The following is a 14,115-nucleotide window of genomic DNA, read 5'->3' as shown; positions in this document are numbered from 1 at the left end:
ACCGAGGCGGTGGACACCGACGCGCGGCGGCGGGCGCTGCGCGACGTCACCGCGATCGTCGTCGCCCGCCGCGCCTCGACGGTGCTGCTGGCCGACCGGGTGGCGCTGCTGCAAAACGGCACCATCACCCACCTCGGCACCCACACCGAATTGCTGGCCGCCGTCGACGAATACCGGTATCTGCTGGCCGCCGACGACGAACTCGACGACGGCCGGGAACGGGAACCGACGTGGCGGGACGACGACGAGTTCAACCGCCTGGACCGCACCCACACCCAGCAGTACGCCACCGACACCGCCTGCGCCACCGCGGCCCTGGCGATGCCGGAGGAGAAACGCCGATGACCACCGCCTGGCGCGGCCGACTCGCCGCCACCCCCGAACCGACCCTCGAGGAGCCACCGCCCCGCGCGGCGCGCGCCCTGCTGGGCTCGTTGCTGGCACCGTACCGGTGGACGGTGGGGGTGTTGGCGCTGGTGGTGGTGGCGGAAAACGCTGCGCGGCTGGCGGTTCCGCTGCTGGTTCAGCGCGGCATCGACCGCGGCATTCCGCCGCTGCTGGCCGGCGGATCGTCGCGGGAGCTGCTGCGGGTGGTCGCGGTGCTGTGCGTGGTGGTGGCCGTGCAGGCGCTGACCCGGATGTATTTCCTCAACCGGTCCGGACGCGTCGGCCAGCGGGTGCTGCTGGAGCTGCGCCGGCGGGTTTTTCGGCACTTCCAACGACTCGACGTGGCGTTTCATCACCGCTACACCTCGGGGCGGGTGGTGAGCCGGCTGACCAACGACGTGGAAGCCATCCAGGTCATGCTGGAAACCGGGTTCGAGGACCTGGTGACCGCCGTGCTCACCCTGGCCGGCACCGCGGTGCTGCTGGTGACGCTGGACTGGCGGCTGGGACTGATGTGCCTGGTGGCCTTCCCGATCCTGGTCGCGCTGACCGCATGGTTTCGTGCCGAGTCGGCCAAAACCTACCGCGAGGTGCGCGACGCCGCCGCGCTGGTGATCGTGCAGTTCGTCGAAACCATGACCGGGATCAAAGCCGTGCAGGCCTACCGGCGGGAGCCCCGCAACCAGCAGATTTTCGACGACATCGCCGACCGGTACCGGGCGGTGAACGAGAAGACGTTCACCCTGCTGGCGGTGTTCATGCCGGGGGTGAAGCTGATCGGCAACCTCACCACCGGGGTGGTGCTGCTGTACGGCGGCTGGCGGGTGCTGCACGGCCACATGACGATCGGTACCCTCACCGCGTTCCTGCTGTACCTGCGGATGTTCTTCGAACCGATGCAGGAAATCACCCAGTTTTTCAACACCTTCCAGTCCGCGTCCTCGGCGTTGGAGAAGCTGGCCGGGGTGCTCGCGCAGCGCCCCGCAGTCACCGATCCGGCAACCGCGGTGCCGCTGCCCAGCGCCGGCGGTGAGGTCGCGCTGCGCGACGTGCAGTTCGGCTACGTGCCGGATCGACCGGTGCTGCCCGACCTGACGCTGCGGATCCCGGCGGGCCAGACCGTCGCGCTGGTGGGCACCACCGGCGCCGGCAAGACCACCCTGGCCGCGCTGATCGCCCGCTTCTATGACCCGACCGCGGGAGCGGTGACGCTGGACGGCGTCGACCTGCGCGACGTCGCCCAGGCCGAGCTGCGCCGACACGTGGTGATGGTGACCCAGGAGAACTTCATGTTCGCCGGCACCGTCGCCGACAACATCCGATTCGGCCGGCCCGACGCCACCGACGCGCAGCTGCGGCACGCCGCCGAGGCGGTCGGCGCCGCGGAGTTCATCGCCGCGTTGCCCGAGGGCTATCACACCGACGTCGCCTCCCGCGGTGGCCGGCTCTCGGCCGGGCAGCGGCAGCTGGTCGCCTTCGCCCGCGCGTTCCTGGCCGACCCGGCGGTGCTGATCCTCGATGAGGCGACCTCGTCGCTGGACATCCCCAGCGAACGTCAGGTGCAACGCGCGCTGCGCACCGTGCTGGCGGATCGGACGGCGGTGGTGATCGCCCACCGGCTCTCCACGGTGCAGGGGGCCGACCGGGTGCTGGTGCTTGAGCGCGGCCGCATCGTCGAGGACGGCCCGCCGGCGGAGCTGATCGCGCGCCCCGGCGGTCGGTACGCGGCGCTGCAACAGGCGTGGACGCGCTCACTGGCCTGAGCCGCGCTGAGCCGCGCCGTTGAGATTGCGGTCAGGGCTGTGGTTTTGCCCCCGCGGGCACGACCCCTCCGCGCAATCTCAACGGTTCAACCCAGCCCGATGCGCCGGTAGCGGGCCAGCCGCGCGGCCAAGCGTGCCTCGTCGGGTCGGCCGCGCAGCGCGTGCAACTCGGCGGCAATCGCCCGCGACAAGCGTTTGGCGAAGTCGATCGGCTCCTCGGCGGCATCCGGATGCTCGGGCACGATCGCGTCGACGATCCCGGACGCCAACAGGTCCGCGGAGCGGATACCCTGAGCCACCGCCAACTCCGGGGCGTGCTCGGTGTCGCGGAACACGATCGCGCTGGCGCCCTCCGGCGGCAGCGGCGCCAGCCAGCCGTGCAGCGCGGCCAGCACCCGATCGGCGGGCACCATGGCCAGCGCCGGGCCGCCGCTGCCCTGCCCCAGCAGCACCGACACCGTCGGCACCGGCAGCGTCACCAGCTCGGCCAAGCACGCCGCGATCTGCCCGGCCAGCCCGCCCTGCTCGGCCTCCGCGGACAGCGCCGGGCCGGGCGTATCGATGATCGGTATCAGCGGCAGCCGTAATCCCGCGGCCAGCGCCATCCCGCGGCGGGCTTCCCGCAGCGCCGCCGGCCCGACCAGGCCACCGATTTTCTGCTGGCCCAGCACCACCGCCGGCTGGCCGCGGAACCGGGCCAACGCCAGCAGCGTCGTCGCCGCCTCGCCCACCCCGGTGCCGGACAGCAACACCTGCTAGGTGGCGCCGTGGCGCAGCAGCCGCCCGACCCCGGGCCGGTCCGGGCGGCGCGAGGCCGCCACCGACTCCCAGGCCGGTACGTCGGGTACCGGTTCGTGCCGGGGCGGCGGCGGGGGAGCGGCGCCCGGCTCGTCCAGGAGCACCTTCAGCGCCCGCACCACGGTGCGGCGCAGCCACTTGAGCGGCACCACCCCGTCGATCACCCCGTGGCGTTGCAGGTTCTCCGCGGTCTGGATGCCCGGCGGGAACGGTTCGCCGTAGAGCTGCTCATACACCCGCGGCCCCAGGAACCCCACCAGGGCGCCCGGTTGGGCGATGGTGACATGGCCCAGCGACCCCCACGACGCGAACACCCCGCCGGTGCTGGGATGGCGCAGATACACCAGGTAGGGCAGGTGGGCCCGCTTATGCAGCTCGACCGCGGCGGCGATCTTGACCATCTGCAGGAACGCCACCGTGCCCTCCTGCATCCGGGTGCCGCCCGAACACGGCGACGCCAGCAGCGGCAGCCGCTGCGCGGTGGCGCGCTCGACGGCGGCGGTGATCCGTTCGGCGGCGGCCACCCCGATCGACCCGGCCAGGAAGTCGAACTCGCAGGCGATCACCGCCACCCGCCGGCCGCGCACCCGGCCCTCGCCGGTCAGCACCGCCTCGTCGCGTCCGGTGGCCGCCCGCACCCGGGCCAGCTCCGCGGTGTAGTCCGGGTCGGTGGACACCGCCAGCGGGGTGGTGTCCCAGCTGAGGAACGATCCGGCGTCCAACACCGCGTCGCGCAGCTCGACGGCCCCGATCCGGTCCACGGGACAACCCTAATAAGCTGAGCCAATGATCGGTGTGACCCGCGACGGCAACGTCTTGACCCTGGAGCTGCAGCGTCCCGAGCGCCGCAACGCGCTGAACTCGGAATTGGTCGATGGTCTGCGCGAGGCCGTGGAGAAGGCCACCGCCGAGGACCTGCGGGCCATCGTGCTGACCGGGCAGGGCACCGTGTTCTGCGCCGGCGCCGACCTGTCCGGCGACGCGTTCGCCGCCGACTACCCCGACAAGCTGATCGCGCTGCACAAGACCATCGACGCGTTCCCGATGCCGGTGATCGCCGCGGTCAACGGCCCGGCGATCGGCGCCGGCCTGCAACTGGCCATGATCTGCGACCTGCGGGTGGTGGCCCCCGAGGCGTTCTTCCAGTTCCCGGTCGCCAAATACGGGTTGGCGTTGGACAACTGGAGCATCCGCCGGCTGACGTCGCTGGTCGGCCACGGCCGGGCCCGGGCGATGCTGTTGACCGCCGAGCGGCTGGGCGCCGACGTCGCGCTGCAGACCGGGATGGCCAACCGGATCGGCACGCTGGCCGACGCCCAGGCCTGGGCGCAGGAGGTCGCCGGGTTGGCGCCGCTGGCGTTGCAGCACGCCAAGCGGGTCCTCAACGACGACGGCGCCTACGAGGAGCAGTGGCCGGTGCACAAGGAGCTGTTCGACAAGGCGTGGGGCAGCCAGGACGTGATCGAGGCGCAGGTCGCCCGCGTCGAAAAACGACAACCGAAATTTCAGGGGGCCTGATCGAGATGCTGCGCGGGGCGCTGCGGTTGGCTGCGGGGACGGCCACGCTGGCCGCCGGAGGCTGGGCGCTTCGTGCCCTGCACGGCGCCCCGGCGGCGCTGGGCGCCGCCCCGGCCGCGATCCGCGCGGTGGCCGAGCGGTCACCGAACTACCGCGACGGGGTGTTCGTCAACACCGACCCCGCGTCGATGATCAACCTGGACCGCGAACAGCAACGCCTGATCCTGCGGGAGCTGATCGGCGGGCGCGCCGCCAGCCGGCCCGCCGCCCCGATCCCGCTGGCCACACCGGGCGACGGCCGCCAGCCCGCCGGCGGGCTGGCGGTCACCTGGTTGGGCCACGCGACGGCGCTGGTCGAGATCGACGGCTACCGGGTGCTCACCGACCCGGTCTGGAGTGACCGCTGTTCCCCGTCGGACCTGGTCGGCCCCGAACGGCTGCATCCGCCGCCGCTGCCGCTGGAGGCGCTGCCCGCCGTCGACGCGATCGTCATCAGCCACGACCACTACGACCACCTCGACATCGACACGGTGAGCGCGCTGGTGCGCACCCAGCGGGCGCCGTTCTTCGTGCCGCTCGGGGTCGGTGCGCACCTGCGTGACTGGGGGGTGCCCGAGCAGCGCATCGTCGAACTGGATTGGCACGAACGCGGCCAGGTCGACGAACTCACCCTGGTCTGCACCCCGGCCCGGCATTTCTCCGGGCGGTTTTTGACCCGCAACCTCACGCTGTGGGCGTCGTGGGCGGTGCTCGGCCCGACGCACCGGGTGTATTTCGCCGGGGACACCGGCTACACCACGAGTTTCGCCGAGATCGGTGCGGCCCACGGGCCGTTCGACCTGACCCTGATGCCGGTCGGCGCCTACAACGCGGCCTGGCCGGACATCCACATGAATCCCGAGGAGGCGGTGCAGGCCCACCGCGACGTCACCGGGTCGAAGCCCGCCGTGTTGGTGCCGATCCACTGGTGCACGTTTCGGCTGGCGCCGCACCCCTGGGATGAGCCGATCCAGCGGCTGCTGGCCGCCGCCGAGACCGCCGGCGTGCAGGTGGCGGTGCCCAAACCGGGCGGGCGGGTGGATCCAGCGCAACCCGACGGGCTGCATCCCTGGTGGCAGCTCTGACCGCGACACTGGCCGCCGGGCTCACCGACGCCGACGTCGCCCAGCGGGTCGCCGACGGCAAAACCAACGACGTCCCCAGCCGTGCCGCCCGCAGTGTGCCGGAGATCATCCGGGCCAACGTGTTCACCCGGATCAACGCCATCCTGGGGGTGCTGCTGCTCATCGTGCTGTCCACCGGCTCGCTGATCAACGGGCTGTTCGGCCTGCTGATCATCGCCAACAGCGTCATCGGGATGATCCAGGAGATCCGGGCCAAACAGACCCTGGACAAGCTGGCCATCGTCGGGCAGGCAAAACCGGTGGTGCGCCGGCAATCCGGGACCCGGGCGTTGGCGCCCGGCGAGGTGGTGCTCGACGACATCATCGAATTGGGTCCCGGCGACCAGATCGTCGTCGACGGCGACGTGGTCGAGGAATCCGGGCTGGAGGTCGACGAGTCGCTGCTGACCGGGGAAGCCGACCCGATCACCAAAAACGCCGGGGACCCGGTGATGTCGGGCAGTTTCGTGGTCGCCGGCACCGGGGCCTACCGCGCCACCAAGGTGGGGCGGGCGGCCTACGCCGCCCAACTCGCCGAAGAGGCCAGCAAGTTCACCCTGGTGAAATCCGAACTGCGCACCGGCATTAACAAGATCCTGCAGTTCATCACCTACCTGCTGGTGCCGGCCGGATTGTTGACCATCTACACCCAGTTGTTCACCACCCATGTGGGCTGGCGGGATTCGGTGTTGGCGATGGTGGGCGCGCTGGTGCCGATGGTGCCCGAGGGTTTGGTGCTGATGACGTCGATCGCGTTCGCGGTCGGGGTGGTCCGGCTGGGGCAGCGGCGCTGCCTGGTGCAGGAACTGCCCGCCATCGAGGGGCTGGCCCGCGTCGACGTGGTGTGCGCCGACAAGACCGGCACCCTCACCGAGAACGGGATGCAGGTCTCCGGGGTCGCCGAGCTCGGCCACCCCACCGACGGTGTCGCGCAGGTGCTGGCCGGGCTGGCCGCCGCCGATGCCCGGCCCAACGCCAGCATGGCGGCCATCGGCGCGGCCTACCCGCACCCGCCGGGCTGGGCGGTGACCGCGACCGCGCCGTTCAAGTCGGCCACCAAATGGAGCGGAGTCTCCTTTCGTGAGCACGGTAACTGGGTGATCGGTGCGCCCGACGTGCTGCTCGACCCGGCGTCGGCGGCCGCCGCCCGCGCCGAGCACCTCGGCGCCCAGGGGCTGCGGGTGCTGTTGCTCGCCGCTAGTGATGTGCCGGTCGACCACCCCGACGCACCGGGCGCGGTGACGCCGGTCGCGCTGGTGGTGCTCGAGCAGAAGGTGCGGCCCGATGCCGGCGCCACCCTGGACTACTTTGCCGCCCAGCAGGTGTCGGTCAAGGTGATCTCCGGGGATAACGCGGTCTCGGTGGGCGCGGTCGCCGACAAACTGGGGTTGCACGGCGAGACGATGGATGCGCGGCAGCTGCCCACCGAACCGGCCGAGCTGGCCGACGTGGTCGCCGAATGCACCACCTTCGGGCGGGTGCGCCCGGACCAGAAGCGGGCCATGGTGCACGCCCTGCAGTCGCGGGGACACACCGTGGCGATGACCGGCGACGGCGTCAACGACGTGCTGGCGCTCAAAGACGCCGATATCGGGGTGGCGATGGGCGCGGGCAGCTCGGCGGCGCGGGCGGTCGCGCAGATCGTGTTACTGGACAACAAGTTCGCCACCTTGCCCTATGTCGTCGGCGAGGGCCGCCGGGTGATCGGCAACATTGAGCGGGTCTCGAATCTGTTCCTGACCAAGACGGTGTACTCGGTGCTGCTGGCGCTGCTGGTGGGGATCGCCGGGCTGGGCTCCAAATGGTTTGGGGCCGACCCGCTGCTGTATCCGTTCCAGCCGATCCACGTCACCATCGCCGCCTGGTTCACCATCGGCATCCCGTCGTTCATCTTGTCACTGGCGCCCAACAACGAGCGCGCGCATTCCGGCTTCGTGCGGCGGGTGATGACCGCCGCACTGCCGTCCGGGCTGGTGGTCGGGATCGCCACCTTCGTCTCGTATCTGGTGGCCTATCAGGGCCGCGAGGCCACCGCCGCCCAGCAGCTGCAGGCGTCGACGGCGGCGTTGATCACCTTGTTGGTGTCGGCGGTCTGGGTGCTGGCCGTGGCGGCGCGGCCGTATGAGTGGTGGCGGGTGCTGCTGGTGGTGGTGTCGGCGCTGGCCTATGTGGTGATCTTCTCCATCCCGCTGGCGCGGGAAAAGTTCCTGCTCGACCCGTCGAACCTGGCGGTGACGGCGACCGCGCTGGGCATCGGCGCGCTCGGCGCCGCCGCGATCGAGGTGCTGTGGTGGATCGAGGGGGCGGTTCTGGGCGAAACCCGACAGATGTGGCGCAGGTAGGATCTGCTGACGCAGGAGTATGGGCTCCGCACCGAAAGGATTGAATGATGGGATTCCTGGACAAGGTGAAAGGCCTGTTGTCGCAGAACGCCGATAAGGTCGGCCAGGCCATCGACAAGGCCGGCGACATCGTCGACGACAAGACGCAGGGCAAATACAAGGACACCGTCGACAAGGTGCAGGATGCGGCCAAGAAGGCCGTCAACAAGACCGACCCGAAAGACCCGCAGAACTAACCTATGGCGAAACTCTCCGGATCCATCGATGTCCCGCTGCCGCCGCACGAGGCCTGGGCGTATGCGTCGGACCTGTCGCGCTACAAGGACTGGCTGACGATCCACCGGGTGTGGCGCAGCACACTGCCCGACACCCTGGAAAAGGGCACCGTCATTGAGTCGATCGTCGAGGTCAAGGGCATGCTCAACCGGATCAAGTGGACGATCGTGCACTACAAGCCGCCGGAAGCCATGACGCTCAACGGCGACGGCAAGGGCGGGGTGAAGGTCAAGCTGATGGCCAAGGTCAAGCCCAAGGACGACGGCTCGGTGGTCAGCTTCGACGTGCACCTGGGCGGCCCGGCGCTGTTCGGGCCGATCGGCATGCTGGTGGCCGCCGCGCTGAAGAGCGACATCAACGAATCGCTGCGCAAGTTCGTCTCGGTGTTCGCCCCCGCGGCCTGAGGCCGCTTTCTTCCTGTCGACATTGAAACCACGCAGGTCCGCACTCGCGATTTCTCTGCGTGAGTTCAATTTCGCGGCAGGTTGCCGGACTGACCGCCGCCCGCCGAGTGTGTAGGTTGTGGTCGATATACCGCCAATAGCCTACCCACTCGGCGTTGAGGAGCCCGATGAGCGACACCGGCCCGGCGGAAACGCGGTTCCCGTACCAGGATGCGGCGCTGTCGATTGAGCAGCGCACCGAGGACCTGCTGTCGCGGCTGACGCTCGACGCCAAGGTCGCGTTGATGTTCCACACCATGGCCGTGCTCGGTGACGTCGGCCAGCTCGGCCCGACGCTGCCCATCCCGGCGCTGTCGACCCTGCTGGGCAAGGGCTTGACCCACTTCAACGTGATCGGGGCGGCCGCCGACGGGCGAGAATTCGCCCAGTGGTGCAACGGTGTCCAGCGCATGGCGCTGCAGCGCGCACCCCACCCGATCCCGGTGACCCTGTCCACCGACCCGCGCCACCACTTCACCGACAACCCGGTGGCGCAGATGGTGGCCGGCGCGTTCTCGCAGTGGCCAGAAACGCTGGGGCTGGCGGCGATCGGCTCGCCGGAGCGGGTGCGCCAGTTCGCCGACATCGTCCGGCAGGAGTATCTGGCGGTGGGACTCCGGGTGGCGCTGCACCCGCAGATCGACGTGACCACCGAACCGCGCTGGTCGCGCATCAGCAGCACCTTCGGCGAAGACGCCGACCTCACCTCCCGGCTGGCCGTGGGCTATCTGCGCGGGCTGCAGGGCGAGGCGCTGGGCGCCGATTCGGTGGCGGCGATGATCAAACACTTCCCCGGCGGGGGACCCCAAAAAGACGGCCTCGACCCGCATTTCCCGTGGGGACGCGAACAGGTTTACCCGGGTGACAACGCCGACTACCATCTGCGGCCGTTTCGGGCCGCGTTGGCCGCCGGCGCCGCCGAGGTGATGCCGTACTACGGCATGCCGGTCGGAACCGCCTGGGACGAGGTGGGTTTCGGCTTCAACAAGTCGGTGATCACCGGGCTGCTGCGCGACCAACTGGGGTTCGACGGAGTGGTGTGCACGGACTGGGGGCTGATCACCGACCGCGCCGAGCTCGGTGACCTCAGCAGCGCGCGGGCGTGGGGTGTCGAACACCTCAGCCGCGAAGAACGGGTGCTGCGGGCCATCGACGCCGGGGTGGACCAGTTCGGCGGCGAAGAATGCACCGAGATCCTGGCCGGCCTGGTGCGGGCCGGTCGCATCACCGAGGCCCGCATCGACCAGTCGGCGCGGCGACTGCTGCGGATGAAGTTCACCCTCGGGCTGTTCGACCGGCCGTTTGTCGACGAAGACCACGCGGCGCTCACCGTCGGCCGGCCCGACTTCGCCGCGGCCGGGCTCCAAGCCCAACAGGATGCCCTGACGCTGCTGACCAACACCGCCGTGGACGGAAAACCGGTGCTGCCGTTGACCCGCGGCATCAAGGTTTATGCGCCCGGGCTCGCCGGGGAGGCGCTGGCCGACTACGCCACCCCGGTCGACACCGCCGCGGCGGCCGACGTGGCGGTGCTGCGGCTCAAAGCGCCGTACGAACCCGCCGACGGCGGCATCGCGCAGTTCTTTCACCATGGCTCACTGGAGTTCGGTGCGGCCGATGTGCAGCGGGTGCTCGAGGTGTGCGCCACGGTGCCGACTGTCCTCGACATCACCCTGGACCGGCCCGCCGTGCTGACCCCGCTGGTGCCGGCGGCGGCGATCGTCGCCAACTTCGGGGTCAGCGAAACCGCGTTGCTCAACGTCCTTTTCGGGGCGTCGGGTCCGCAGGGCGCGTTGCCGTTCGACCTGCCGTCGTCGGACGCCGCGGTCGCCGCCAGCCGCACCGACGTCGCGTTCGACACCGCTGACCCGCTGTTTCGGTTCGGGCACGGCCTGCGCTACCGAGGAATTCAGGCCGGGACATAAATCGGTTGTGCGTGACGCCGCACCGCCGCTAGCGTGGTCGGCGTTGTTGTCCGAGGAGGTTTGATGACAGGCATCGCCGGTTGCGCGCCGTTGTCCGCGCGCTGATCGCCGACGCATCGCCCTAGCACACTCCTAGTTCGGTCCCGGCCATCAGCGCATCCGCTGAACCCTCCGGAGACCCCATGGCCAATCCCGTCACGCCCGTCGTCACCCTGACCGACGTCGGTTACCGCTGGCCCGACGGCGGCACCGCGCTGTCCGGGATCAGCGGCACCTTCGGCGCCGGTCGCACCGGCCTGATCGGGGCCAACGGCGCCGGTAAATCCACCCTGCTGCGGCTTCTCGCCGGCCAGTTGGCACCCACCAGCGGCCACCTCGTCACCTCCGGGGAGGTTGCCTACCTGCCGCAGACCCTCACCCTCGACGTCGACGCGCCGGTCGCCGACCTGCTCGGCATCGGCGAACGGCTCGCCGCGCTGCGTGCCATCGAAAACGGCGACGCCACCGACCGGCACTTCGACGTGCTGGGTGAGCACTGGGATATCGAGGCCCGAGCCGACGCGGCGTTGCGGGAGATCGGGTTTGGCGTCGCCTCCCTGGACCGGCGGGTCGGTGAGTTGTCCGGCGGGGAGGCGATGCTGGTGGCGCTGACCGGGGTGTGGCTGCAGCGCGCGGCGATCACCCTGCTCGACGAGCCGACCAACAACCTGGACCGGGACGCTCGCGCCACGCTGACCCGGCTGGTCGGGTCCTGGCCGGGCGCACTGATCGTGGTCAGCCACGACACCGCACTGCTGGAGGCGATGGACCAGACCGCCGAGCTGCACGAGGGCCGGCTGACCGTGGTCGCGGGCCCCTACAGCGCGTGGCAAGCACACCTGGACCGAGAGCAGGCGGCCGCCGCGCAGACCGCCCGCGCCGCCGAGCAGGCGGTCAAGGTCGAGAAACGTCAGCGCCTGGACGCCGAGACCAAGCTGGCCCGGCGCCGCCGGGCCGGGCGGATCGCCGCGCAGAACAAGCGCGCCGCAAAAATTGTGATGAACCAAAACGCCAGCAACGCCCAGGTTTCGGCGGGCAAGGTGCGCGCGAACCTGGACGAGCGGGTGCGTGCCGCCCAGGCCGAGCTGGAGGCCGCCTCGGCCCGGGTCCGCACCGACGACCACATCCGGGTCGAGCTGCCCGACCCGCAGGTCCCGGCCAGCCGGCGGCTCGCCGAGCTGCCCGGAGCGCGGGGGCCGATCGTCGTGCAGGGGCCGGAGCGGATCGCGGTCACCGGCCCCAACGGGGTCGGCAAAACCTCGCTGCTCACCGCGCTGCAGGCGGGCACCGCCGGGCGGCTGCTGACCGACCGGGTGGGCTACCTGCCGCAGCGGCTGGACGGGCTCGATGACGCGATGTCGGTACTCGACACCGTGCGGGCGGCCGCGCCCGCCGCGGCGCCGCAGGCGATCCGCGCCCAACTCGCCCGGTTCCTGCTGCGCGGTGATGCCGTGGGCCGTCCGGTCGGCACGCTGTCCGGCGGTGAACGATTCCGGGTGGCGTTGGCGCGGCTGCTGCTCGCCGATCCGCCGCCGCAGCTGTTGCTGCTCGATGAACCCACCAACAACCTCGACCGGTCCAGCGTGGACCAACTGGTCGACGCGCTGCGCAGCTACCGCGGGGCGTTCCTCGTGGTCAGCCACGACGAGGAGCTGCTGAGCCGGCTCGAGATATCCAAGACGCTGACCATGGCGCGCCGCGGTGAACTCACCGAGAACGGCTAACCTCGCAGCTATGACTCGCCTGCACGCCGGTTGGCTGGTTGCGCTGTTCGCCGCGATCCTGTCGGTGAGCACCTGGCTGCCGTGGCTGACCACCACCATGGGCGGCGGCGGCCACGCCAACGCGATCGGCGGCAGCGTGGGCGCCGTGACGCTGCCACCGCGATTCGGGGCAGGCCAGCTGATCGTGTTGCTGGCCTCCGCCCTGCTGGTGGCGGGCGCGATGATCGGGCGCGGGTTATCGGCGCGGCTGGCTTCGGTTACCGCCCTGGCCATTTCACTGCTGGTCGCGGCGCTGACCATCTGGTACTACCACCTCAACGTGGTGGCGCCGCTGAGCGCCGGCTACGGGCTGTACCTGGGTGCGGCCAGTGCGGTCGGCGCGTTTGTCTGCTCGATCTGGGCGTTGGCGTCGATCACGGTGCGCTAGCGGGGCCGGGCGGCCTCGTCGGCTCGTGGTCTGAACCAACGAGACCTGGCAGGCGCATCCGTCGACAAACACACCCACCTGTTGCGGCGTATTGCCCCGGCCGGTGAGGGGTAAACCTTGCGGGCGACATACCGTTCACGCCCTGTCATACAGACTAGAATCGCTGTATGACAATGATCAGTTTCCGCGCGGACGACGCGGACCTGGCCGAGGCCGAGCATTGGGCGCGGCGTCTGGGTATCGAGCGCTCCGAACTTCTTCGCGATGCGTTGCGACGACACTTGACGGAGCTTGCGGCCGCTCAGGAGGTGGAAGCGTACGCCCGGGAACCGCTGACGGCCGAGGAAAGTGCGTTCGCCCAGATCGCCGATTGGGGCCCGGCCGAGGATTGGGCTGACTGGGCCGATGCGACGCGGTGAACTGTGGTTCGCCGCGACTCCTGGCGGTGACCGGCCGGTGCTCATTCTCACGCGCGATCCCGTTGCCGAGAGGATCGGCGCTGTCGTGGTGGCGGCATTGACCCGCACCCGCCGCGGGCTGGCCTCCGAGTTGGAACTGACCACAGCCGAGGACGGGGTGCCAAGCGACTGCGTCGTGAACTTCGACAACATCCATACGCTGCCGCGCACGGCGTTCCGCCGGAGGATTATTCGGTTGTCCTCCACACGTATGTATCAGGCCTGCCGCGTACTCCGGGCGAGCACCGGGTGCTGACTGGCTGATTCCGTGACGTAGCGGCGGCATGACCCACCCAGGGTGAAGGTAGGCTCACGCTGGGCTGCCGAACGTGAAGCCAGCTTCACCCTAGGCGAACAAATCGCCTCAGCGTTGACACCATCACCTGGAAGTCAACTGACGCGGTCGCCCGCGCCGCGCACGGAGTCTAACCGTGAAAATTGCCTTTGACCAGGAACTATTAACTGTGCCCCCGGCAGGATTCGAACCTGCGACACCGGCTTTAGGAGAGCCGTGCTCTATCCCCTGAGCTACGAGGGCGGGGGACCTGTCGAGATAGGTGTTGAAAACTCTAGTGGATCGCCGCCGGCCGGCGGCGTGCGGTCGAACGGGCATGTCGACAGGTTTCTGGGGCGGTGCTGGTGATAGCTGTGCGCTTGCCGTGCCGTGTGAGGCGCATGAGGTTGGGCGGAGGGCAGACGGGTCCCTTGGGGGGTGTTCAGGCCGTGGCGGGTTGGTGTTGTCGTTGGTGGAGGTAGGCGGCGATTGCGTTGCGGCCCAGGGCGAAACCGATCATGACGCTGTGTTGTCGGGTGGCGGTGTGTGCGGTCATGCGTCCTCCGTAGAGGGTGCGG

General features: G+C 70.0%; 11 protein-coding genes, 1 tRNA gene and 2 pseudogenes. 12 read left to right on the top strand and 2 right to left on the bottom strand.

The features are described 5' to 3' along the window. Positions 1-345: pseudogene (locus BKN37_RS20675) on the top strand (ABC transporter ATP-binding protein); the annotation flags it as partial. Then, on the top strand, positions 342-2,150 hold the full coding sequence (locus tag BKN37_RS20670) for an ABC transporter ATP-binding protein (RefSeq protein WP_071028831.1): 1,809 nt from the start codon (positions 342-344) through the stop codon (positions 2,148-2,150). The pseudogene BKN37_RS20675 and the gene BKN37_RS20670, both read left to right, overlap by 4 nt. 86 nt (positions 2,151-2,236) lie before the next feature. Here BKN37_RS20670 and BKN37_RS20665 read toward each other — a convergent pair. Next, positions 2,237-3,709 (bottom strand): annotated as a pseudogene (locus BKN37_RS20665) (carboxyl transferase domain-containing protein). Positions 3,710-3,734: 25 nt separating this feature from the next. Between BKN37_RS20665 and BKN37_RS20660 the strand changes: the two are divergent. The 10 genes from BKN37_RS20660 to BKN37_RS20615 all read left to right on the top strand — a co-directional run bounded on the left by BKN37_RS20660 (position 3,735) and on the right by BKN37_RS20615 (position 13,519). Further along, positions 3,735-4,466, top strand: a complete 732-nt coding sequence (locus tag BKN37_RS20660; protein ID WP_071028830.1) for an enoyl-CoA hydratase — start codon at positions 3,735-3,737, stop codon at positions 4,464-4,466. A 5-nt stretch (positions 4,467-4,471) separates the two neighbouring features. Then, on the top strand, positions 4,472-5,590 hold the full coding sequence (locus tag BKN37_RS20655) for an MBL fold metallo-hydrolase (protein ID WP_095407157.1): 1,119 nt from the start codon (positions 4,472-4,474) through the stop codon (positions 5,588-5,590). Next, the gene (locus tag BKN37_RS20650; protein WP_083341929.1) at positions 5,587-7,971 is read left to right on the top strand and encodes a cation-translocating P-type ATPase; all 2,385 of its coding nucleotides are present in this window, start codon (positions 5,587-5,589) and stop codon (positions 7,969-7,971) included. Before BKN37_RS20655 ends, BKN37_RS20650 begins: the two co-directional genes overlap by 4 nt. Before the next feature lie 47 nt (positions 7,972-8,018). Then, positions 8,019-8,207, top strand: a complete 189-nt coding sequence (locus BKN37_RS20645) for an antitoxin (RefSeq protein ID WP_071028833.1) — start codon at positions 8,019-8,021, stop codon at positions 8,205-8,207. Between the two features lie 3 nt (positions 8,208-8,210). After that, the gene (locus tag BKN37_RS20640; RefSeq protein ID WP_071028828.1) at positions 8,211-8,651 is read left to right on the top strand and encodes a type II toxin-antitoxin system Rv0910 family toxin; all 441 of its coding nucleotides are present in this window, start codon (positions 8,211-8,213) and stop codon (positions 8,649-8,651) included. Positions 8,652-8,818: 167 nt separating this feature from the next. Next, positions 8,819-10,615, top strand: coding sequence for a glycoside hydrolase family 3 protein (locus BKN37_RS20635; RefSeq protein ID WP_071028827.1), 1,797 nt, complete (start codon positions 8,819-8,821; stop codon positions 10,613-10,615). A 182-nt stretch (positions 10,616-10,797) separates the two neighbouring features. Next, positions 10,798-12,378: an ABC-F family ATP-binding cassette domain-containing protein gene (locus BKN37_RS20630; RefSeq protein ID WP_071028826.1), complete on the top strand. Its 1,581-nt coding sequence runs from the start codon at positions 10,798-10,800 to the stop codon at positions 12,376-12,378. Between the two features lie 10 nt (positions 12,379-12,388). Then, on the top strand, positions 12,389-12,805 hold the full coding sequence (locus BKN37_RS20625) for a hypothetical protein (RefSeq protein WP_071028825.1): 417 nt from the start codon (positions 12,389-12,391) through the stop codon (positions 12,803-12,805). A 167-nt stretch (positions 12,806-12,972) separates the two neighbouring features. Further along, positions 12,973-13,224: a ribbon-helix-helix protein, CopG family gene (locus BKN37_RS20620; RefSeq protein ID WP_071028824.1), complete on the top strand. Its 252-nt coding sequence runs from the start codon at positions 12,973-12,975 to the stop codon at positions 13,222-13,224. Then, the gene (locus BKN37_RS20615) at positions 13,211-13,519 is read left to right on the top strand and encodes a type II toxin-antitoxin system PemK/MazF family toxin (RefSeq protein WP_071028823.1); all 309 of its coding nucleotides are present in this window, start codon (positions 13,211-13,213) and stop codon (positions 13,517-13,519) included. The genes BKN37_RS20620 and BKN37_RS20615 overlap by 14 nt, the downstream gene beginning before the upstream one ends. Positions 13,520-13,728: 209 nt before the next feature. On the opposite strand, the gene BKN37_RS20610 is transcribed toward BKN37_RS20615, so the two are convergent. Then, positions 13,729-13,801: transfer RNA gene (locus BKN37_RS20610), tRNA-Arg, on the bottom strand. Positions 13,802-14,115 lie beyond the last annotated feature (314 nt).

The sequence above is a fragment of the Mycobacterium talmoniae genome, assembly GCF_001854525.1.
Classification (GTDB): domain Bacteria; phylum Actinomycetota; class Actinomycetes; order Mycobacteriales; family Mycobacteriaceae; genus Mycobacterium; species Mycobacterium talmoniae.
The sequence above is the reverse complement of the archived record's forward strand: the minus strand, read 5'-3'. Positions and strand labels throughout refer to the sequence as shown.